Genomic DNA, 19,733 nt, shown 5'->3' with positions numbered 1-19,733 from the left:
CCGGATTCAGTCGAGCTCGGGCAACCCGTAGGCGTCCGCGATCAGTTCGTAGCTCCTCAGCCGAGCCTCCCCGCCGTGCGCGTTGGCGGTCAGCATCAGCTCGTCGGCGCCGGTCCGCTTCCGGAGATCGTCCAGACCCGACCGGACCGCGTCCGGGGTGCCGTGGACGACGTTCGCCAGCCAGCCGTCGGCGAACTCGCGCTCCGCCGGGGAGAAGTCGTACGCCTCCGCCTCCTCGGGCGTCGGGACGAGCCCGGGCCGGCCGGTGCGCAGCCGCAGCATCGACAGCGCGCCGGTGAGCACCTGGCGGTACGCCTCCTTCTCGTCCTCGGCGGCGAGCGCGCCGACGCCGATCAGGGCGTAGGGGGCGTCGAGCACGGCGGACGGGCGGAAGGACTCCCGGTAGAGGTCCAGGGCGGGGACGGTGTTGCGGGCCGAGAAGTGGTGGGCGAAGGCGAAGGGCAGCCCGAGCAGTCCGGCGAGCCGGGCGCTGAAGCCGGAGGACCCGAGCAGCCAGATCGGCGGCCGGCCCTTCGGACCCTGCACCGGGCCGGGCACGGCGTGGATCCGGGAGTAGGGATGGGCGTCCGGGAAGTCGTCGTCCAGGAAGCGGGTCAGCTCCGAGAGCTGCTCGGGGAAGTCGTCGGCCCCTTCGTTCAGCCTGTCCGTGCGCCGCAGGGCGGCGGCGGTGGCGCCGTCGGTGCCGGGGGCGCGGCCGAGGCCGAGGTCGATCCGGCCCGGGGCGAGCGCCTCCAGGGTGCCGAACTGCTCGGCGATCACCAGCGGGGCGTGGTTGGGGAGCATCACGCCGCCGGAGCCGAGCCGGACACGGCGGGTGTGGGCGGCGAGGTGGGCGAGGATCACGGCCGGGGAGGAGGAGGCGACCCCGGGCATGGAGTGGTGCTCGGCCACCCAGTGCCGGTGGTAGCCGCGCCGCTCGGCGAGCCGGCTGAGCTCCACGCTGGTGGCGAGCGACCTGCTCGCGGTCGAGCCGCTGCCGACCGTCACCAGGTCCAGTACGGAGAGCGGCACGGGAGCACTGCCCAGGGCCGTTCCTCGTACGGCGTCGGCGCCGGTGCCGTCCGCCGCGCCTGCGTCTGCCTGGGTGCCGGTCTCGCTCACCGTCCGGTCCTCTCTCCGCTCGGGTATCTCCACCGGAGCGGCAACAGGGGTGCGGTGGCCCTTATTCCGGGGCGAACGGGGCGGGACGGGTGACCGGAGTCACATTCCAGCCATCGGAACGGCGGGATCCGGGTCCGCCCCGACCCGGAGAATCCGGGATGCAACGGGAGCCGAACACGCGCGCGAGCACGGGTCCGCACTCCCCTGACCTGAGAATCTTCCACTCATTCATGCCCATGTCATATGCCAGAGGGGTCGATCCCTGCACAGGGCCCGGATCCTCCGTATGTTTCTCGCCAACAGCCGCCCCGCAAACGGCCCTTGGCGGCTATCGTGGTACAGAAGCTTGCGGTCACAACCTGGTAGGGGGAAACCGTGGCGCTGAAGCCCGAGCCCACCGCGCCGTTCCATTCGGTGCAATACGCGCTGCGCGTCCTGGAGACCGTCTCGCGCCACGGCGGCGGGGTGGCGGACACGCAGATCGCGCGCGAGGCCGGACTGCCCGTCGCCCACCTGTCGCCCCTGCTCCTCATGCTCCGCCGCGAGGGATACGTCGAGCAGGTCTCCGACGGCGCGTACGTCATCGGGGACTCGCTGGTCCTCCTCGGCTCCGGCTCCACGCGCCGGGAGGCACTGGAGGCCAAGCTCCAGGAGACCCTCACCGAACTGCGCGACTCCGTCGGCGCCGCGGTCTACATCAGCCGGTACATCGACGGCGAGGTGAAGATCACCCAGTTCGCGGACGGCCCGCGCACCCCCAAGGTCCACGAGTGGGTCGACTTCCGCTCCGCGGCCCACGCCAGCGCGGTCGGCAAGTGCCTGCTCACCCAGCTCGACCTCAACGGGCGGCGCGACCACCTCTCCCGGCACAAGATCGCCCGGCTCACCTCCCGCACGATCACCAACGAGAAGGTGCTCTTCTCCAAGCTGGACAGCCAGCCCCCGACCGTCCCGGTCCTCGACCTCCAGGAGTACGCCGTCGGCACGGTCTGCGCGGCCGTCCCGCTGACGGCCGGCTCCGCCGTGGGCTGCCTGGCCCTCTCGCTCCCGATCGAGCACGCCCACCGGCTGCGCTCGGCCGCCGACACGCTGAACCGCCGGGCGGCGCCGGTGGTGCTGTCACTGGCGATCTGAGGCGTACGGAGAGTCGCGGCGACCCGGCGCGGCGGGGTCCCGGCGGGGTGGTCACCAGCACCCGCCGGGACCGGGTAGTATTTTCTCTGTCAGCAGGCGCCGCTAGCTCAGTTGGTTAGAGCAGCTGACTCTTAATCAGCGGGTCCGGGGTTCGAGTCCCTGGCGGCGCACCGACGGAAGAAGGCCCCTCGCGAAAGCGGGGGGCCTTCTTCGTGCGCCCGTCACGCCGGACGCGCCGGACGCGCCGGCCGTCCCCGCGGCGCCCCGTCACGCCTGGAGATAGGCGAGGACGGCGAGGACCCGGCGATGGGTGTCCTCGGCCGGCGGCAGGTCCAGCTTGGCCAGGATGTTGCCGATGTGCTTGCCGACGGCGGCCTCGGTGACGACGAGCCTGCGGGCCACCTCGCCGTTGGAGTGCCCCTCCGCGACCAGCGCCAGGACCTCCCGCTCGCGCGGGGTCAGCGCGGCCAGCGGGTCGCGGCGGCGGCGCAGCAGCTGCCGTACGACCTCCGGGTCGACGACCGTGCCGCCGGCGGCGACCCGGTCCAGGGCGTCCACGAACTCCTCCACCTGCCCGACCCGGTCCTTGAGGAGGTAGCCGACCCCGGTGCCGTCGCCCGAGTCGAGGAGGTCCGAGGCGTAGTCCCGCTGCACGTACTGGCTGAGGACGAGGACCGGCAGGGCGGGGCGCTCGGCGCGCAGCGCGACGGCGGCCCGCAGCCCCTCGTCCTGGAAGCCGGGCGGCATCCGCACGTCGGTGAGGACCACGTCCGGGTCGTGGGCGGCGACCGCCGCGCGCAGTTCCTCCGCGTCGCCGACGGCGGCGACCACCTCGTGGCCGAACCGGGCCAGGAGCCCGATCAGCCCCTCGCGGAGGAGGACGCCGTCCTCGGCGAGGACGACGCGGAGCTGACGCGGCACGGGATCTCCACTCGTAGGACCGTCGGCCCGCCCGGCGGGCTGGTGATCGTCAGTGTGCCATCGAGGACGGCGAGCCGGTCGGCGAGCCCCGTGAGCCCGGAACCCCCGGCCGGGTCGGCGCCGCCCCGGCCGTCGTCCTCGACGGTGAGGACGAGGACGCGGCCGTCGTGCCGGCCGGTCAGGCGGACACGGGAGGCCCCGCTGTGCCGGTCGACGTTGGCGAGCGCCTCACGGCCGGTGAAGTACGCGGCGCTCTCGACGGCGGTCGGCAGCCGGGGCAGGCCGTCGAGGTCCGTGTCGACGGGGACGGCGCTCCGGTCGGCGGCGTCGGCGAGGGCGGGGCCGAGGCCGTAGTCGGCGAGGACCTGCGGATGGATCCCGTGGATCAGCTCGCGCAGCTCCGCCAGGACCTGCCCGGCCTCCTCCTGCGCCCGCGCGAGCCGCCCGGCCAGCGGGCCGTCCGGCGGGGCGTCGAGCCGGGCCAGGCCCAGGGTCATGCTGAGCGCGACGAGCCGGTGCTGGGCGCCGTCGTGCAGGTCTCGCTCGATGCGGCGGCGCTCCGCCTCGAAGGCGTCCACGAGCCGGGCCCGGGAGGCGATGACCTCGCCGAGCCCGTCCCGCTCCCCGGGCGTGAGCAGCGCCCGGGCCAGCGCGCCGCGCCCGGCCGCGTACAGGCTGAGCGGGTGGCCGAGGACGAGGAGGGCGAGCAGCCCGACGGCCGCGCCGGTGAAGGCGGCCGGGTAGGAGGTCACCAGCACGGTCTTGAGGAGCTTGGTCTCCTCCCCGTCGACCGCCAGCAGCACCGGCCCGGCGAGCAGACCGGCCGGCGCGCCGACGGCGACGGCCAGCACGAGCGCGTCGAGGATCCACAGGACGGTGGCGAGGAGGAGCGCGTACGCCAGCTCCCGCCAGGTCGCCCGCTCCCCCGCCCGGGTCCGCGCCCAGGCGCCGAGTCCCGGGGCGGCCGGCACCCGGTGCGGGTCCGGGGCGGGCACCCGGTCGACGAGCCGCAGCCGCAGCCGTTCGACACCGCCGAGCGCGACCCCGCCGGCGAGCAGCAGCGGGATCCCGACGAGGAGCAGTGAGGTGAGCAGCAGCACGAGGAGGGCGGCGCAGGCGAGGACCCCGCCGACGACCCCGGTCGACAGGTACGCGGCGCTCCGCCACGGCCAGGTGCCGAAGGGGTGGCGCGGGGGCCGCCGGAGGAGCGCCCGCGGGGCGTCACGATGTTCCATGACCGCCCACCGTAGGCGGCACCGTGCGCCCGGACCATGGGGCGGGAGGGTGCGCGGGGGTGGGGCCGGCCCTACCCCCCGGGGCCCGCCCCCGGGGATTGCCCCTGGGGTCCGCCCCGGGGTCCGCCCCTGGGTTCTGCCTCAGGGGTCAGGCCGGTGCGCGGCCGTGGCGGGCGTACTCGGCGCGGAGGGCGGCGAGGGCGCGGGCGGTGAGGGGTTCGTACGGGGAGGTGGGGGCGGGGCGCCACCAGACGGGGTCGTCGCAGAGGAAGGAGGCGCGGCGGAGGCCCACGCGGTGGATCTTGTTGGTGGCGGTGAGGGGGAGCGCGGGGGTGACGCGGACGAAGCGCGGCGGCATCTTCGTGCCCAGGTCGGGCTGGGCGGCGAGGAAGGCGGCGAAGGCGTCCGGGTCGAAGGCCGTGCCGGGGCGGAGGGCCAGGGCGGCCATGACCTGGTCGCCGGCGACCGGGTCGGGGACCGCGTAGACGGCGACGCCGGCCGCCCGGTCCCAGCGGGACAGGATCGCCTCGATCATCGCGGCGGCGAGGTTCTCGCTGTCGACGCGGAGCCGGTCGTCGGTGCGGCCGGCGAAGTAGAGGAAGCCGGCCTCGTCCCGGTAGAAGAGGTCGCCGGTCCAGTACCAGCCGCCGCGCCGGCGGGCGGCCTCGGCGTCCGGGTTGCGCCAGTAGCCCTCGAAGGTGCCGGTGCCGCCCCGGTTGACGAGTTCGCCGATGGCCTCGTCGGCGTTGAGGAGCCGGCCGGCGGGCGAGAACCGGGCGGGCGGGCGGACGCGGAGCGTGTCGGGGTCGACGACGGCCAGGTCGTCGTCCGGGGCGGCGCGGCCGACGGCGCCGGACGGCGTGTCGGGGGTGCGCTGGATCGACGCGCCGCCCTCGGAGGAGCCGTACCCCTCGACCAGCGGCACGCCGAAGCGCTCGCGGAAGCGGGCCGCGTCGACGGCGCCGGCCTCGGTGCCGAAGCCGAGGCGGAGGCGGTGCTCGCGGTCGTGGGGGCCCGGCGGGGTGGCGAGGAGGTACTGGACGGCCCGGCCGACGTAGGTGAAGTAGGTGGCGTCGAAGCGGCGGACGTCGGCGAGGAAGCGGGAGGCGGAGAAGCGGGCGCGCAGCGCGATCCCGGCGCCGGCGGCGAGGGCGGGCGCCCAGTCGGCGATGACGGCGTTGCCGTGGAACATCGGCATGCAGATGTAGTGGGTGTCGTCCGGGCCGACGGAGAAGGCGCGGGCCAGGGAGGCACCGGCCGACGCGACCGCGCCCTGGCTGCGGAGCGCGGCCTTGGGCGCGCCGGTGGAGCCGGAGGTGAAGGTGAGGAGGTAGCGGGTGCCGGGGCCGACGGGGCCGAGGACGGCGTCGCCGGGGCGGGCCTCCGCGTAGGGCGCGAGCAGTTCCTCGTACGCCTCCGTGTCGGTGACGAGGATGCGGACACCGGGCAGCGGCAGGCCGTCGAGAAGCGGCAGGTGGGCGCGCTGGGTGACGAGGACCCGGCAGGCGGTGTGGGTGATGTCCCGGGCGAGTTCGGCGCCGCGCCGGGTGGGGTTGACGCCGGCGACGGCGGCCCCCGCGAGGGCCGCCGCGCCGAGCCAGAGCGGGTACTCCGGCGTGTTGTCGAGCAGCAGGCCGAGGTGCGGCTCGCCCCCCGGCCGGGGTGGCATCAGGTCCACGAGCAGGGCGGCCCGGGCGGCGGCGCCCGCGGCGGCCCGGTGGTGGCTGAGGGTGTGGTGCTCGTCCCTCAGCCCCGTCCGGTGGTCGCCCCAGCGGCGCCGTATCAGCTCCGCGACGGTGTCCGCGCCTGCCCGTGTCGTGGCCGTCATGGCCACGGACCTTAACTGACAGTGCGTCAGAACTGAACGTCCGAGCAGGCGTAGAAGGCGTTCGCGGTGTCCGCGACCGTCCACACCGCCAGGATCACGTGCTTGCCCGTCTTGCCCGCCGGGATGGTCCCGGAGTGCGAGAGGGTCGCCGGCGGCTGCTGGCTGTTGTACGGGACGGTGAGGAACGGCTGGGGGTCGAGCTGGGCCCGGGTGAGCTTGCTGTTCGGGTTCCAGCCGTTCTTGGTGATGTAGTAGCGGAAGTCCGTGGTGCGGTGGCGGGCCGTGAACTGCCAGCGGAAGGTGTAGCTCTGGCCGGCCGTGACCCGGGTCGCCGGCCAGGCGCCGCCGCGCGGGTCGTCCAGCTGGGCGAACTGGGAGTTGCCGCCGGCACAGATCGTGCCGTCGGCGGGTCCGGCGCCCGGGAAGCCCTTGAGGCCTTCCACGGACTGCGGCTCCCACTGGATGTTGCCGCAGTTCGTCACGGTGCCGTTGGCACAGAGCTTCTGACGGCTGATCGGTGAGTCGGTGTAGCCGTGGCTGTTCGCGGTGCTGGTGGCGAAGAGGGAGGCGGCCGTGACGCCGAGGGCCACGGCGGCCAGCCCTGTCTTTTTGCGCATGCTGTCGCTCCAGGGAGAACGTGGGGGAGTTCTGTGATGCCCGTGGGCCGTGCTGCACGCGTGCGGGGTGGTGCGGAAGGATCCGTTCTAGGTCTAGACCAAGTACCAAGGTAGGGACGTAAGTTGAACATGTCCATACCAACGGCGAGGGCGGCCGGGAAGACCCGACCGCCCTCGCGCCGAAGACCCGTACCGGCCGTCAGGCTCCCTCGCCCGGTCCGCCCCGGCCCGTGTAGAACGCCACCGTCAGGTCCTTCACCAGCGCCTTGCGCTCGTAGTCGTCCAGCTCCACGAGACCACGACTGGTCAGCCGGTGGACCACGTCGTCCACCGCGTCCACCAACGACGTCAGCACGCTGTCCCGGTGCTTCGCGTCGATCGCCGCGATCCGGCGCCGGCGCATCGCCTCCGCGACCTCCGGGGCGTACTCGATCCGCGTCGGCTGCGCCGAGAAGACGTCGAGACCGACCGGCGCGCACTCCGCCGACAGCACCCTCGTCAGCGCCTCGCCGACCGCCTCCGCGTCCCGCAGCGTCGGCGCGTCCTCGTGGAACGCGTCCGCCGGCAGCTGCGACAGCACCCGGGCCATCGCCGCCTCCACCTGCTCGCGCAGGTAGTCCTCGTGCCCGTCGATCCCGAGCGCCGCGCGGACCGTGTCCCGGACCCGCCACACCACGAGGACCGTCACGTCCAGCGCCGTCCCCTTCGCGTCCACCGCCGGCAGCGGCTCGCTGCGCCAGTGCCGCAGCCGGACGTCCACCCGGCGGCGGAGCAGCAGCGGGCTCGCCCACACCAGGCCGGTACGGCGGACGGTGCCGCGGTACTCGCCGAACAGCGTCAGCACCCACGCGTACCCGACCCGGCCGCGGCCCAGACCGCCCACCGCGAACAGCAGCGCCAGCACGCCGAGCGCGAGCAGCCCCCACTGGGCGAGGTGGACGCCGTGGTACGGGCGCAGCGGCAGCCCCAGCATCCGTTCGAGGTCGGCGGGCACGGCGCCCGTCCACCACACGACCGCCGCGCACCCCGCGAGCGCGAGCAGCCCGCCGGCCACGCCGACCCACCCCGGCAGCACCGCCGCGGCGCGCTCCACGAGCCCGGGGTCGGCCGTCGGCGCGGGCCGCGCGGACGCGGGGCGCGGCGGCGCCTGCTGGGTGGCGGGCCTCGGGATGACGGCCTTCGGGCCGCCCCGGCCCGCGGGCGCCGGCATCGCGACGGTGTCCGGACCGCCGTCGTCCTCGGCGGCGGCCGTCGTCGTCGGCGCGCCGGCCGTGCCGCCGTCGCGGAAGAGCAGGTGGACGGGGATGGACCCGGTGGTCTCCGCCCCGATCACGTTCTTCCGGCGCGGCAACCGCCCCACGGCGGCGACCGGCACCGCCACGGACGCCACCCGGCCTCCGGTGATCCGCCCGTAGTCGAGCACGTCCCGCTCCGCCTTGAACACCCCGCGCCCGGCGGCCACCGACAGATCGGAGCTGCCGGTGGTCGTGGGGGTGGTGGGGGACGCGGGGGTGGTGGGGGTGGTGGGGGTGGTGGAGGTCTTGGGGGGTGTGGGGGTCGTGGGGGGCGCTGCCACGGGTGCCCGGCCGGCGGCCGTCGCGCTCGCCGCCGGGCGCGACACCTCCGGCGCGCGGGCGGCCGGTGCGCCGGAGGGCGTGACCGGTGCCGTCACCGGGCGCGGCTCCAGGGCCGCGCCGGCCGAAGCACCGGCCACCGTCGGCCTCGGGGCGAGGGCACCGGCCTCGGCCGGGACGGAACGGGCCCCGTCCTGCGTACGACCGGTCACGGCCGGGCTCGCCCCGGCGAGCGCCGTCGCACCGGCGACCGCCGTGGACGGGTGCGGCTCCCCCGACGGGCGCTGCTCTCCCGACGGGCGCTGCTCCTCCGACGCCCGCGCGACCGGCCCGCCGGGGGCCGGGGCGCCGGAGGTCGGGGAGCCGGAGGTCGGGGAGCCGGAGGTCGGGGAGCCGGTCACGGTCCGGTCCGGACGGGGTGCCGGGGCGGGGTCCGTCTCGGCGAGGGGCGATGTGGCGGCCGCCGCCGTGCGGCGCGGTTCGCCGGCCGGCGCGCCGGGGGTCGGGATCGGCGTCGGGGTCGGGGTCGGGGTCGGGGTCGCCGGGGCGTCCGGTCCCGGCTCGCCCGGGGTCCGGGCGGGGGTGGGGGCGGCGGTCGCCTCGCGCGGGGCCAGGGACGGGTCGGCCTGGGGCAGGGGCAGGTCGGCCGGCGGGTCGGCGGGGGTCGGGACCGGGTGGGTGCCGGGGCGTACCGAGACGGCCGACGCCCCGAGCGGCGGGGCGGGCGGGGGCGCCGCGCCCGGCGCCGCGCGGCGGGGGAGACTGCCGTCGGTGAGGCGGCGGGCGGTTCTGGCCGCGTCGCGCGAGGCTGCCGCGCCGGAGTCGTTCGGGGTCGCTGCCGTCATTCGAGGTCCACCTCTTGTCTCGGGGTCATCGGAACAATCGCCGCCAGGTCTCCGGGCCCGGGTAGCCGTCGGCCGCCGCGCCGCGCCAGCCCTGTGCCCGCTGGAACGCCTCGACGTTGCGGCGGTCCGCCTCCGTCCAGCGCGGACCGGGTCCCGACAGGTAGTGCTTGCCGAAGCCCCGCTTCACCAGTTGTTCGCCCAGCTTCTCCACATATGCGTTGGATTGGCCCGGACGGAAGGAGCCACGCCCGGGGAACCCCTTCGCATCTGTGCTCGGACCGCTCGAACCACTCGAACCGCCGATGTCCCGGCCCCCGCCCGACACGAGGAGCTTCCAGGTGTACGGGCCCGGCAGCCCGTCGGCCTCCTTGCCCTTCCAGCCCTGCGCGCGCTGGAACGCCTGGGTGGCCCTGCGGTCGGCCTCGCCCCACTTCGGACCGGGCCCCCGCGTGTAGTAGCGCTTGCCGCCGCGCTCGATCAGCATCCGCCCGAGCTCGGTGACGTACGCGTTGTCCGCGCCGGGGCCGAAGCGCGCCCCGCCCGGGTAGGCGGAGCCGCCGGGCGCCGCCGCGCCGCCGCCCGCGCCGGTGCCGCCGACCAGGCCCTTGTAGCGATAGGCCACGTACCGGTCGGAGTTCTCCCAGTACGCCAGGGGCGTGGCCTGCCTCCGGGTGCGCGGCTCGGTCTGCTCGTACGCGAGGTACGAGTCGCGGGTGTGGTCCGTCCAGCCGCCGAAGATCGTCACGTGGGAGCCGCGGTTCGGGTCGGCCGGGTTGTGGAAGAGCAGGATGTCGCCGGGCTGGAGCGCGGCCCGGTCGATGCGGACGGCGAAGCGGTCGAGGCTCCCCGTCCACTCGTTGCTGCTCAGGTTCCAGGCCATGGAGATGTAGCCGGAGCAGTCCTGGCGGTAGCCGTCCGACCAGTACTTCTCCATCGAGTACGGCACCTGCGCCGAGACCCACGTCCTGGCCCGGTTGATGATCTCTGTGCGGGTGGTCCTCCGCAGCGTGTCGGTCGAGATCTGACTGGTCGTCGGGACGGCGCCCGGGGTGGGCCCGCCGTCGGCCTGCGGGGTCGGCCGGCCGTGCAGCGGGGCGGGGCCGCCCTGCGGGGTGTCGCCGTCCCGGGCCCCACCCCCGGCGTCCACGACACCCGCCGGGACCACCGGAATACCCGGAATGCCCGGGTCGGCCGGGAGCGCGGGCACCGGCGCCGTGACGGCGCCGCTCACCCCTCCCCCGCCGAGCACCGCACCCGCCGCCGTCACCAGGACCAGGACCCGGCGGGCGCCGTGCGCCGCCGGGTGGCCGCCCGCGCGGACCGGCAGGCCCAGCGCTAGGTCGCGGCGGTGCCGGGCGCAGCCCGGGCAGCCGCAGTCGGGCGCGGGTTCGACTTCCTCGAAGACCAGCACACTCATGCGATTCCCCTCCACACTCGTCAAGATCTTCTGGGCCTCGCTTCGGGCGCCAGTTTCTCAACTGTCTGGACAAAACGCATTTTGACGGATCAAAGGCTCAATATGACCATCTGACAGGCCGGAGGCGGGCAGTGTTGGTCGGGAGCACCCCCGGACGTCGGGTAGAGTTATCCCTGTCAGCAGGCGCCGCTAGCTCAGTTGGTTAGAGCAGCTGACTCTTAATCAGCGGGTCCGGGGTTCGAGTCCCTGGCGGCGCACCGACACAAGAAGGCCCCTCGCGAGAGCGAGGGGCCTTCTTGCTGCCATCGGGCAACTACCGTGTGTTGCGGGCCAGTTCCGGCGCGTACTCGTGCGGCGTGTCGGAGGCGTGACCGTCGTGACACGGCAGCGCTCTGGGCCGTGCGCGGCACGGCCCTCTACAGTGTGCGGAACTCCTGCCTCCCGCGGCGGTTCCGGGCTCCTCCCGCGGCCCGTGAGCCCGCGGTCGAGGACCGGCCCGGCCGGCGGGCCGTGGGACGCGGCCCGCCGGCCGGAGCCAGGTCCTCCCGTCGCGGCCCGCCCGGCCGGTCCTGATCCGCGCCCCTGACCGGCGACTCCGACCCGCGGTCCTGAATCGGCGACCCTGGTCCGCCGTCCGGGCCTCGGGCCCTTGGGGCTACTCCGCTCCCGTCAGGTACGCCGAGACGACGACGTTCGCCGTGTAGGCGCCGGTGGCGCGGTCGAAGGTGCCGCCGCACGTGATGAGGCGGAGCTCGGCGCGGCCGGGGTCGCGGGGGCCGTAGACCGCCCGGGGGTCGAAGGCGTCGCGCTCGACCACGCGGACGTCGTCGATCGTGAAGACGGCGACGGATCCGTCCGTCCGGGTGACGCGGACGGTCTCGCCGGGGCGGGCGGCGCTGAGGGCGTAGAAGACGGCGGGGCGGGTCTCGGTGTCGACGTGGCCGACCAGGAGGGCGGGGCCCCGGGCGCCGGGCGCGGTGCCGGGGGCGTACCAGCCGACGGTGTGCGGCTGCTCGTACGGGGGCGGGTCCACCGCCCCGGTGGAGTCGAGGCCCCGGGGGACGACGGGGGCGTCGACGCCGAGGGCGGGGAGCTGGACGCGGCTCGGTCCGGCCGTGCCGGACATCGGCTCCCGGGAGGACGGGAGGTCCACACCCGGCGGGCGCCCGACGGCCGCGATGTCGCCGTGCGTCGGGGCCGAGCTCCCGCCCGGGCCCCAGGCGGCGTCGCGGCCCCAGAGCCAGAGTCCGAGGAGCAGGACCGCCCAGGCCACCCCGGCGACCGGGCGGCTCGACGCGGCCACGGCTAGGCCGGGCCTTCGCCCGATCCCGAGGGCGCCGCCCCCTCCTGGTCCCGGCGGCGGGAGCTTCGGAAGGCCACGGCCACGGCGGCCACGGCGGCCATGCCGAGGCCCAGCAGGGTGTAGGGGGTGCCGAGGCCGTCCCCGCTCGCCGTCTGGGCGACGCCGGGGGCGGCCGGGGCGGCGAAGGCGGCGGTGCCGCCGCCGCCCGCGCGGACCGGGGCGACCGGGGTGACCGGCGTCGGGCGGTGGGTCGGTTCCCGGTGGTGCTCGATCCTGAGCGTGCTGGCGTCGGGGTGGTCGTGTCCGTCGCAGGTGACGGAGATCTGGTAGGTGCCGTCCCGCAGGCCGGTCCGGACGGTGGCTCCGCCGAAGAGGGCGCGGCCGCCGTCGCGGCCGGTGAGCTCGGCGTCGGCGACGAACGCCTGGGACCTGGCGGCGCCGGTGGTGCCCTTGCAGCCCTTGACGCGGATGTCGACGTCCGCGCCGGGAGCGGCGGTGGCCGGGGTGACGCCGGCCTCGACGCCGTCGCGGGCGAGGGCGGTGCCCGCCGCGGGCGCGAGCACCAGAATCAGTGCCGCCCCGGCGGCACGGAGAGCGATGGAGCCTGAACGCATGGTGACCTCCTGGTACTGGCAGGGTCACCCGGTTCGCCGCTCTCCGCATCCGCAGGGGACGGCGGGGACGGAATCAGACGCGGTCGACGATGTCCGCGATCGACTTCACGATCTTGGAGGGGCGGAACGGGAAGCGGTCGATCTCCGCCTCCGTGGTCAGGCCCGTCAGCACGAGGAAGGTCTGCATGCCCGCCTCCAGGCCCGCGAGGATGTCGGTGTCCATCCGGTCGCCGATCATCGCGCTGGACTCGGAGTGGGCGCCGATCGCGTTGAGGCCGGTGCGCATCATCAGCGGGTTGGGCTTGCCCGCGAAGTACGGCTCCTTGCCGGTGGCCTTGGTGATGAGGGCGGCGACGGAGCCGGTGGCGGGGAGCGGGCCCTCCAGTGAGGGGCCGGTCTCGTCGGGGTTGGTGCAGATGAAGCGGGCGCCGTTGTTGATGAGGCGGACGGCCTTGGTCATGGCCTCGAAGGAGTACGTCCGGGTCTCGCCGAGGACCACGTAGTCGGGCTCGTGGTCGGTGAGGACGTAGCCGATGTCGTGGAGGGCGGTGGTGAGGCCGGCCTCGCCGATGACGTACGCGGTGCCACCGGGGCGCTGGTCGTCGAGGAACTTGGCGGTCGCGAGCGCCGAGGTCCAGATGTTCTCGACGGGGACGTCGAGGCCCATGCGGCGGAGGCGGGCGTGCAGGTCGCGGGCGGTGTAGATCGAGTTGTTGGTGAGGACCAGGAACGGCTTCCCGGTCTCCCGCAGCTTCGTGATGAACGCGTCGGCGCCGGGGATCGGGACGCCCTCGTGGATGAGGACGCCGTCCATGTCGGTGAGCCAGGATTCGATCGGCTTGCGCTCTGCCATGGGTGCGGGACTCCTGCCGTACGGGCGTGGGACGTGCGGTGTGCTGGGGGCGACGCGACAGCGCTGTGGCGACGCCCCCAGCGTAGGCCCTCCCCGCTCGCTCGGGCAGGGCCCGCCCCCGCGTGCGTGGGCGGGGAGGGCCCGGGGTCAGGAAGTGGTCACGGTGACCCCGTCGATCGTCCAGTACCAGTTGTTGGACCCGGTGTACCGGAAGCGGAAGCCGACGGTGGAGGCGCCGGCGGGGACCGGGACGGTGACCGTCTGGGCCTGCGACAGGACGTCGGCGGTGTAGCTCTTCACGACGGTGGGGGTGCCGCCGTTGAAGGAGGCCAGGATCTGCGCGGTCTGCGAGCCCTCCTGGCGGTAGAGGGTGGTGAAGCCGAGGGTGACGTTCGAGGCGCCGGAGACCGTGTACGCGGGGGTGACCAGCGTGGAGTCGTAGGTCCCCGAGAAGGACTTGTCGGCCCACTCGTCGGAGTCGGCGACGGCGAAGACGCCCCGGGCGCGGACGTTGAGCTCGCGCCACTGGTCGCGCTGGGAGCGGGACCAGAACTCGTCGGTGGCGAAGGACCAGCCGCGCCACTCGGTCACGCCGCCGGTGCCCATGGCGTTGTCGATGACGGACCAGCCGCTGGGCGGGGTGCGGGTGAAGCCGAGGACGCCGGCGGGGATGCCGGTCTCGTCGACGCGGCCGGCGAGCGAGGACTGGAGGGTGTCGAAGGGGTCGCCGGTGCGGTCCTGGATCGGCTTGCCGTCGAGGCCCCAGGACGGGTCGGGGACGATGCCGAGCTGGCGGAAGACGGTGGGGGCGACGTCGACGAGCCGGGTGTCGATGGGGCGGGCGCCGGCGGCGATGCCGGGGCCCTGGGCGAGGACGAAGGTGCGGCGCTCCTCGATCGCGGAGCCGCCGTGGCCGCCGCCGTCGGTGTGGCCGTGGTCGGTGGTGACGATGACGGTCCAGCGCTCGGAGGCGCGGGTGGGCCGGGCCTGGATCGCGGCGAGGAGGCGGCCGAGGTAGCCGTCCTGGACGGCGATGGCGTCGAGGTACTTCTGGCTGGCGGCGCCGTGGTTGTGTCCGATCTCGTCCGTCTCGCCGAAGTAGACGAAGAGGACGTCGGGGTTCTGGCCGCGGAGCACCTGCTCGGTGAGGTCGGTGATCACGGCGTCGTTCACGGCGTAGTTGTTGTTGTAGACGAGCTTGGCGTCGGCGCCGGGGGTGACCGTGCCGTGGGTGTCGAGCTCGGGCCAGTCGACGGCGGCGAAGAGGGAGAGCTGGGGCCGGATCTGGTGGAGGCGGGCGAGGAAGCCGGGGTACCGGCCGTAGTTCTTGCCGGCGAAGCTGTTGTCCTTGACGCCGTGCTTGTCGGGCCAGACGCCGGTGGAGACGGTCGACCAGCCGGGGCCCGAGGAGGTGGCGGCCATCGGGTTGGCGTAGAGCAGGGAGCGGCCGTAGGTGCCGTTCGCCATCAGGGACTTGAGGGTGGGGGCGTTCGCCGCGTCGATGCGGTCGTGGCGCAGGCCGTCCATGCCGACGACGAGGACCTTGTCCTGGCTGGTGCCGTTCGGGAGCGTCGGGGGCGCGGCGGCGTGGGCGGCGGGGGCGGTCGCGAGGCCGGTGGCGGCGAGGGCGGTGCCGGCGCCCGCGACGGCGAGCACGGTACGGCGGGAGATGCCGGGGATCGGCATGTCGGAGTCCTCCGTGGAAGGGGGTGAGGGCGTGCCGACGCCCCTGATTTCTCAGGGGCGTCGGTCCGTACCCGTTATCTTTCCGCGACCCTTGGAGGGGGTCGAGGGTCCGTGCGGTGAACTCTCAGCTGCCGGTCGCGGACTTCCACGCGTCCACGTAGGCGGCGAGGTTCTTGTCGATGTCCGCCCAGTCCGGCTCGAAGATCTCGACGCCGTCGATCAGCTCGGCCAGCTCGATGGCGTTGGCGTCGGTGGGCTTGACGTCCTTGCGGGCGGGGAAGCCGCCGCCGACGGCGCTGACCTCGCGCTGGGCGCCCTCGCTCAGCATGAAGTCGAGGAGCTTCTTGCCGTTCTCGGTGTGCGGGGCCTTGTCGACGAGGCCGGCCGCGTAGGGCAGGGCGAAGGTGGTGGGCCTGCCGCCCTCCTTGGCCGGGAACCAGATGGCGAGGTTCGGCATGGACTTGGCCTGGGCGAAGTTCATCTGCACGTCGCCGTTGGCGACGAGGAGTTCGCCCTTGTCGACCTTGGGGGCGAGCTTGGAGGTGGAGGAGGACGGGCCGACGTTGTTGGCCTGGAGCTTCTTCAGGTACTCCATGGCGGGTGCCTGGCCGCCGAAGTCGTGCATGGCCTTGATGAGGACGGCGGTGCCGTCGCCGGCGACGCCGGGGGTGGAGTACTGGAGCTTGTTCTCGAACTTCCCGTCGAGCAGCGCCTCCCAGGTGCCGGGGGCCTCGGGCAGCTCCTTCTTGTTGTGGATGAAGCCGAAGTAGTTGTTGACGACGGAGGTCCAGGAGCCGTCGGCGGCCTTGTCGCCGCCGTCGACCTGGTCCGCGCCCTTCGGGGTGTACTTCTGGAGGAGGCCCTTGGAGCCGGCCTGCTGGATGAAGGGCGGGAGGGTGACGATGACGTCGGCCTGCGTGTTGGACTTCTCGCGGAGGGCCCGCTGGACCATCTCCCCGGAGCCGCCCTCCACGTACTTCACCTTGATGCCGGTCTCCTTCTCGAAGTCGGCGAAGACCTTGTCGTACCAGCCGTCGCCCTTCTCGCCCTTGAGGCCGTCGGCGCTGTAGACGGTGACGACCTTCTCGTCGGAGGCGGCGGAGGAGCCGCCGCAGGCGGTGAGGGTGGCGGCGAGGGCGAGGGCGCCGGTGACGGCGGCGACCGGCTTGGCGTACGTGCGCATAACGTCGTTCTCTCCTGGCTGTGAGGGCTTAGCGGTAGGAAGCCTTGGTGCGGATACGGGAGACGGCGAGCAGGACCAGCAGGGTGGCGGCCATGAGGACCACGGCCAGCGCCGATCCGGTGAAGAGGGATCCGCGGTCGGTGGCCGTGAAGACCAGCACCGGCAGCGGCATCCAGTCCGGCGGGTAGAGCATCATCGTGGCGCTCAGCTCCCCCATGGACAGGGCGAAGCAGAGCCCGGCGGCGGCGCTCAGCGAGGGCAGCAGCAGGGGCAGCTTGACCCGGAACAGGACGTACGAGGGGCGGGCGCCGAGTCCGGCCGCCGCCTGCTCGTACATCGGGTCGAGGCGGCGGATCGCCGCCGAGACCGACTGGTGGGCGAAGGCCGTGACCAGGACGGTGTGGGCCAGGATCACGATCCAGCGGGTGCCGTTGAGGAGCAGCGGCGGCCGGGAGAAGGCCACCAGGACGGCGAGGCCGACGACCACCGACGGCACGGCGAGCGGCAGCACGAAGAGGCCGTCGAGGAGCCGGCGGCCCCGGCCGCGCAGCGAGGCGGCGGCGAGCGCGGCCCAGGTGCCGAGGGTGAGGGCGAGGAGGCTGGCGGCGACGGCGGTGACGAGGCTGGTCGTCAGGGCCTGGAGCGACTCGCCGCGGACGGCGGCCGAGTAGTGCTCGGCGGTCGGCCCCGAGGGGAAGGCGCCGGACCAGTGGGTGGAGAAGGACGCGGCGACGATGACGAGGAGGGGGACGGCGAAGAGCGGGACGAAGAGGACGGCGAAGACGAGCCAGGAGGCGGCCCGGCCCCTGCGGCTATGCACCAGCACGGCGGCTCACCACCCGGTAGACGGCGTAGAGGCCGACGGAGATCGCGACGTTGACGACCGCGACGACGCAGGCGGCGGCGTAGTCGGATTCGAGGATGGCCTTGGAGTAGACGAGCATCGGGAGGGTGGTGACGCCCTTGGCTCCGGTGAAGAGCACGATCCCGAACTCGTTGAGGCACATGACGAGGACGAGGCTGCCGCCGGCCGCGAGCGCGGGCAGCGCCTCGGGCAGGATCACCTTCCGCACGATCCGCGCGGGCCGGGCGCCGAGCGAGGACGCCACCTCCAGCTGGGCGGTGTCCAGTTGGGAGAAGGCGGCGAGCAGCGGCCGCATCACGAAGGGCGTGAAGTACGTGATCTCGGCGAGGAGCACGCCCCACGGGGTGGTGAGGAAGTGGAACGGCCCCTCGGCGGCCCCCGTCGCCCCCGTCCACAGTCCGTTGGCCATGCCGACCGTGCCGTAGACGAAGAGCAGGGCGAGGGTGATGAGGAAGGAGGGGAAGGAGAGGAAGACGTCGATGAAGCGGGAGACCGCCTTCGCCCCGGGGAAGGGCACGAAGGCGACGATCAGCGCCAGGACGAAGCCGAGGACGAGGCAGCCGACGGTGGCGCCGACCGCGAGCCACACGGTGGTGAGGAGCGCGTCCCGGAAGGAGGCGGAGGAGAACACCTCGGCGTAGGCGCCGGGCGCGAGCGACTCCTGGACGACGAGCCCGAGCGGGTAGAGGAAGACGAGCCCGAGGACGGCGACGGGGGGCAGGGCCCAGACCCAGGCGGGGACGGTACGGCTCCGGGGCGGGCCGGCGGCCGTGACGACCGGCGGCGCGGCGGCCTCGGCGCTAGCCATCGTTCACCCCCGCCGCCAGCAGCACCGCGTCCTCGGGCGCGAAGTGCAGCACGACCTCCGAGCCCAGCGGCGGGGTGTCCCGCAGCTCCCGCACGTCCGCCTTCACGCGGTGCCCGTCGACGTCGACGTACAGCCGGTGGGTGGCGCCCCGCCACTGGACCTCGGCGATCCGGCCGCGCAGGGCGTTGGGTCCCTCGCCGAGGCCGATGAGGTGGGGGCGGACGCAGAGGGTGGCGGCGGCTCCGGCGGCGGCGTCGCCGACCGGGACCTTCAGGCCGGTGCCCGCGAAGTCGACGCCGTCGGCGCCGACCCGGACCGGCAGCAGGTTGGCGTTGCCGACGAAGGAGGCGGTGAACTCGGTGCGCGGCCTGCGGTACAGCTCCTGCGGGGTGCCGCAGTCCTGGAGCCGGGCCCTGTCCATGACGGCGATCCGGTCCGCGAGGGTCAGCGCCTCGACCTGGTCGTGGGTGACGTACAGGACGGAGACGTCGGGGAGTTCGCGGTGGAGCCGGGCGAGCTCGGCGAGCATGCCGGAGCGGAGCTGGGCGTCGAGCGCGGAGAGCGGCTCGTCGAGGAGGAGGACGTCGGGGCGGATGGCGAGGGCGCGGGCGATGGCGACGCGCTGCTGCTGTCCGCCGGAGAGTTCGCGGGGGTGCCGCTCGGCGTACGCCGCCATCCCGGTCATCTCCAGCGCCTCGGCGACCCGGCCGGGGATCTCGGCCTTGGGGTGCTTGCGCGCCTTGAGCCCGAAGGCCACGTTCTCCCGGACCCGCAGGTGCGGGAAGAGGGCGTACTGCTGGACGACCATGCCGATGCCCCGCCGGTACGGCGGGAGGTCGGTGACGTCGCGGTCGCCGATGTGCACGCGGCCCGCGGAGGGGCGGACGAAGCCGGCGACGGTGCGCAGGGCCGTGGTCTTGCCGGAGCCGGACGGGCCGAGGAGGGCCATCACCTCGCCGGGTTCGACGGTGAGGGTGAGCGTGTCGAGGACGGTGGTGTCGCCGTACGCGACGGAGACGCCGTCGAAGCGGATGCCGCTGGTCACGACTCGTACTCCCGTATCGCCGCCGGGAGTCCGGCGATGGACGCGAGGACGTGGGTGGCGCCGCTCTCCCGGAGGGCGGGCTCCCCGTGGGCGCCGGTGAGGACGCCGGCGACGAGCCCGGCGCCGGCCCGGGCGCCGCTGAGCATGTCGTACGAGGTGTCGCCGGCGACGACGGACCGGCGTACGTCGTCGACGGCGGCGGTGCGGAGGAAGGCGGTGAGGACCATGTCCGGGTACGGGCGGCCGCGGCCGCCGGCGTCGGCCGGGCAGAGGGTGAGGTCGGCGAGGTCCCGCCAGCCGAGGGCGTCGAGGATGGCGTCCTGGGTGACCCGGGCGAAGCCGGTGGTGAGGACGACGGTGCGGCCCTGCTCGCGGAGGGCGGCGACGGTCTCCGCGGCGCCGGGGAGCGGGGCGATCCGGCCGCCGTCGACGAGTTCGCCGTAGGCCTGCTCGAAGGCGAGATTGGCGCGCCGGGCGCGGTCCTCGTCGCCGCCGAAGAGGTGGCGGAAGACGGTGATCTTGGACTCGCCCATGGTGGCGCGGACATGGCCGATCATCGCCGCGGGGTCCTCGCCGAGGCGTTCGGCGGCGGTCGTGAAGGCGGCTTCGACGAGGCCGTCGTCGGCGACGGTCGTACCGGCCATGTCGAGGACGATCAGGTCGAGGGTGTTCTGCGCGGTCAT

General features: G+C 74.3%; 17 protein-coding genes and 2 tRNA genes. 3 read left to right on the top strand and 16 right to left on the bottom strand.

Annotated elements, in window-relative coordinates:
• Positions 1-6: 6 nt before the first annotated feature.
• On the bottom strand, positions 7-1,122 hold the full coding sequence (locus ACF1BN_RS04580) for an LLM class flavin-dependent oxidoreductase (RefSeq protein WP_392330104.1): 1,116 nt from the start codon (positions 1,120-1,122) through the stop codon (positions 7-9).
• Positions 1,123-1,497: 375 nt separating this feature from the next.
• On the opposite strand from ACF1BN_RS04580, the gene ACF1BN_RS04575 reads away from it, so the two are divergent.
• Both ACF1BN_RS04575 and ACF1BN_RS04570 read left to right on the top strand, forming a co-directional pair.
• The gene (locus ACF1BN_RS04575) at positions 1,498-2,256 is read left to right on the top strand and encodes an IclR family transcriptional regulator (RefSeq protein WP_392330103.1); all 759 of its coding nucleotides are present in this window, start codon (positions 1,498-1,500) and stop codon (positions 2,254-2,256) included.
• Positions 2,257-2,352: 96 nt separating this feature from the next.
• Positions 2,353-2,426 (top strand) — tRNA-Lys (locus ACF1BN_RS04570).
• A gap of 97 nt (positions 2,427-2,523) precedes the next feature.
• Here the strand turns inward: ACF1BN_RS04570 and ACF1BN_RS04565 are convergent.
• The 6 genes from ACF1BN_RS04565 to ACF1BN_RS04540 all read right to left on the bottom strand — a co-directional run bounded on the left by ACF1BN_RS04565 (position 2,524) and on the right by ACF1BN_RS04540 (position 10,693).
• Complete coding sequence (locus ACF1BN_RS04565) at positions 2,524-3,177, bottom strand: response regulator (RefSeq protein ID WP_392330102.1); 654 nt, start codon at positions 3,175-3,177, stop codon at positions 2,524-2,526.
• The gene (locus ACF1BN_RS04560; RefSeq protein WP_392330101.1) at positions 3,117-4,412 is read right to left on the bottom strand and encodes a sensor histidine kinase; all 1,296 of its coding nucleotides are present in this window, start codon (positions 4,410-4,412) and stop codon (positions 3,117-3,119) included. The genes ACF1BN_RS04565 and ACF1BN_RS04560 overlap by 61 nt, the downstream gene beginning before the upstream one ends.
• 148 nt (positions 4,413-4,560) lie before the next feature.
• The gene (locus ACF1BN_RS04555) at positions 4,561-6,240 is read right to left on the bottom strand and encodes an AMP-binding protein (RefSeq protein WP_392330100.1); all 1,680 of its coding nucleotides are present in this window, start codon (positions 6,238-6,240) and stop codon (positions 4,561-4,563) included.
• Positions 6,241-6,266: 26 nt separating this feature from the next.
• Positions 6,267-6,857 (bottom strand): lytic polysaccharide monooxygenase, encoded by a 591-nt coding sequence (locus ACF1BN_RS04550; RefSeq protein ID WP_392330099.1) that lies wholly within the window; start codon positions 6,855-6,857, stop codon positions 6,267-6,269.
• 199 nt (positions 6,858-7,056) lie between these two features.
• Positions 7,057-9,276, bottom strand: coding sequence for an SPFH domain-containing protein (locus tag ACF1BN_RS04545; protein WP_392330098.1), 2,220 nt, complete (start codon positions 9,274-9,276; stop codon positions 7,057-7,059).
• Between the two features lie 25 nt (positions 9,277-9,301).
• On the bottom strand, positions 9,302-10,693 hold the full coding sequence (locus ACF1BN_RS04540; protein ID WP_392330097.1) for a peptidoglycan-binding protein: 1,392 nt from the start codon (positions 10,691-10,693) through the stop codon (positions 9,302-9,304).
• Between the two features lie 183 nt (positions 10,694-10,876).
• Here ACF1BN_RS04540 and ACF1BN_RS04535 point away from each other — a divergent pair.
• A tRNA-Lys gene (locus ACF1BN_RS04535) sits at positions 10,877-10,950 on the top strand.
• Positions 10,951-11,348: 398 nt separating this feature from the next.
• Here ACF1BN_RS04535 and ACF1BN_RS04530 read toward each other — a convergent pair.
• From ACF1BN_RS04530 to ACF1BN_RS04490, 9 genes are all read right to left on the bottom strand, one after another.
• Complete coding sequence (locus ACF1BN_RS04530) at positions 11,349-11,996, bottom strand: class F sortase (protein WP_392330096.1); 648 nt, start codon at positions 11,994-11,996, stop codon at positions 11,349-11,351.
• Positions 11,997-11,998: 2 nt separating this feature from the next.
• Positions 11,999-12,610, bottom strand: coding sequence for a hypothetical protein (locus ACF1BN_RS04525; protein WP_392330095.1), 612 nt, complete (start codon positions 12,608-12,610; stop codon positions 11,999-12,001).
• A 73-nt stretch (positions 12,611-12,683) separates the two neighbouring features.
• Positions 12,684-13,463: an HAD-IIA family hydrolase gene (locus ACF1BN_RS04520; protein WP_392330094.1), complete on the bottom strand. Its 780-nt coding sequence runs from the start codon at positions 13,461-13,463 to the stop codon at positions 12,684-12,686.
• Positions 13,464-13,610: 147 nt separating this feature from the next.
• A complete protein-coding gene (locus tag ACF1BN_RS04515) occupies positions 13,611-15,149 on the bottom strand; it encodes an alkaline phosphatase family protein (protein ID WP_392330093.1) in 1,539 nt (512 codons plus the stop codon).
• 124 nt (positions 15,150-15,273) lie between these two features.
• Positions 15,274-16,332 (bottom strand): 2-aminoethylphosphonate ABC transporter substrate-binding protein, encoded by a 1,059-nt coding sequence (locus ACF1BN_RS04510; RefSeq protein ID WP_392330092.1) that lies wholly within the window; start codon positions 16,330-16,332, stop codon positions 15,274-15,276.
• Between the two features lie 28 nt (positions 16,333-16,360).
• Positions 16,361-17,158, bottom strand: a complete 798-nt coding sequence (locus tag ACF1BN_RS04505; RefSeq protein ID WP_392330091.1) for an ABC transporter permease — start codon at positions 17,156-17,158, stop codon at positions 16,361-16,363.
• On the bottom strand, positions 17,145-18,005 hold the full coding sequence (locus tag ACF1BN_RS04500) for a 2-aminoethylphosphonate ABC transporter permease subunit (protein ID WP_392330090.1): 861 nt from the start codon (positions 18,003-18,005) through the stop codon (positions 17,145-17,147). The genes ACF1BN_RS04505 and ACF1BN_RS04500 overlap by 14 nt, the downstream gene beginning before the upstream one ends.
• On the bottom strand, positions 17,998-19,050 hold the full coding sequence (locus tag ACF1BN_RS04495) for an ABC transporter ATP-binding protein (RefSeq protein ID WP_392330089.1): 1,053 nt from the start codon (positions 19,048-19,050) through the stop codon (positions 17,998-18,000). The genes ACF1BN_RS04500 and ACF1BN_RS04495 overlap by 8 nt, the downstream gene beginning before the upstream one ends.
• Positions 19,047-19,733 (bottom strand): phosphonatase-like hydrolase, encoded by a 687-nt coding sequence (locus ACF1BN_RS04490; RefSeq protein WP_392330088.1) that lies wholly within the window; start codon positions 19,731-19,733, stop codon positions 19,047-19,049. Before ACF1BN_RS04490 ends, ACF1BN_RS04495 begins: the two co-directional genes overlap by 4 nt.

Origin of the sequence: Streptomyces sp. NPDC014861 (genome assembly GCF_043081625.1) — a bacterium.
Classification (GTDB): Bacteria; Actinomycetota; Actinomycetes; order Streptomycetales; family Streptomycetaceae; genus Streptomyces.
Note: the sequence above shows the minus strand (reverse complement) of the source record. Positions and strands in the feature narration are given on the sequence as shown.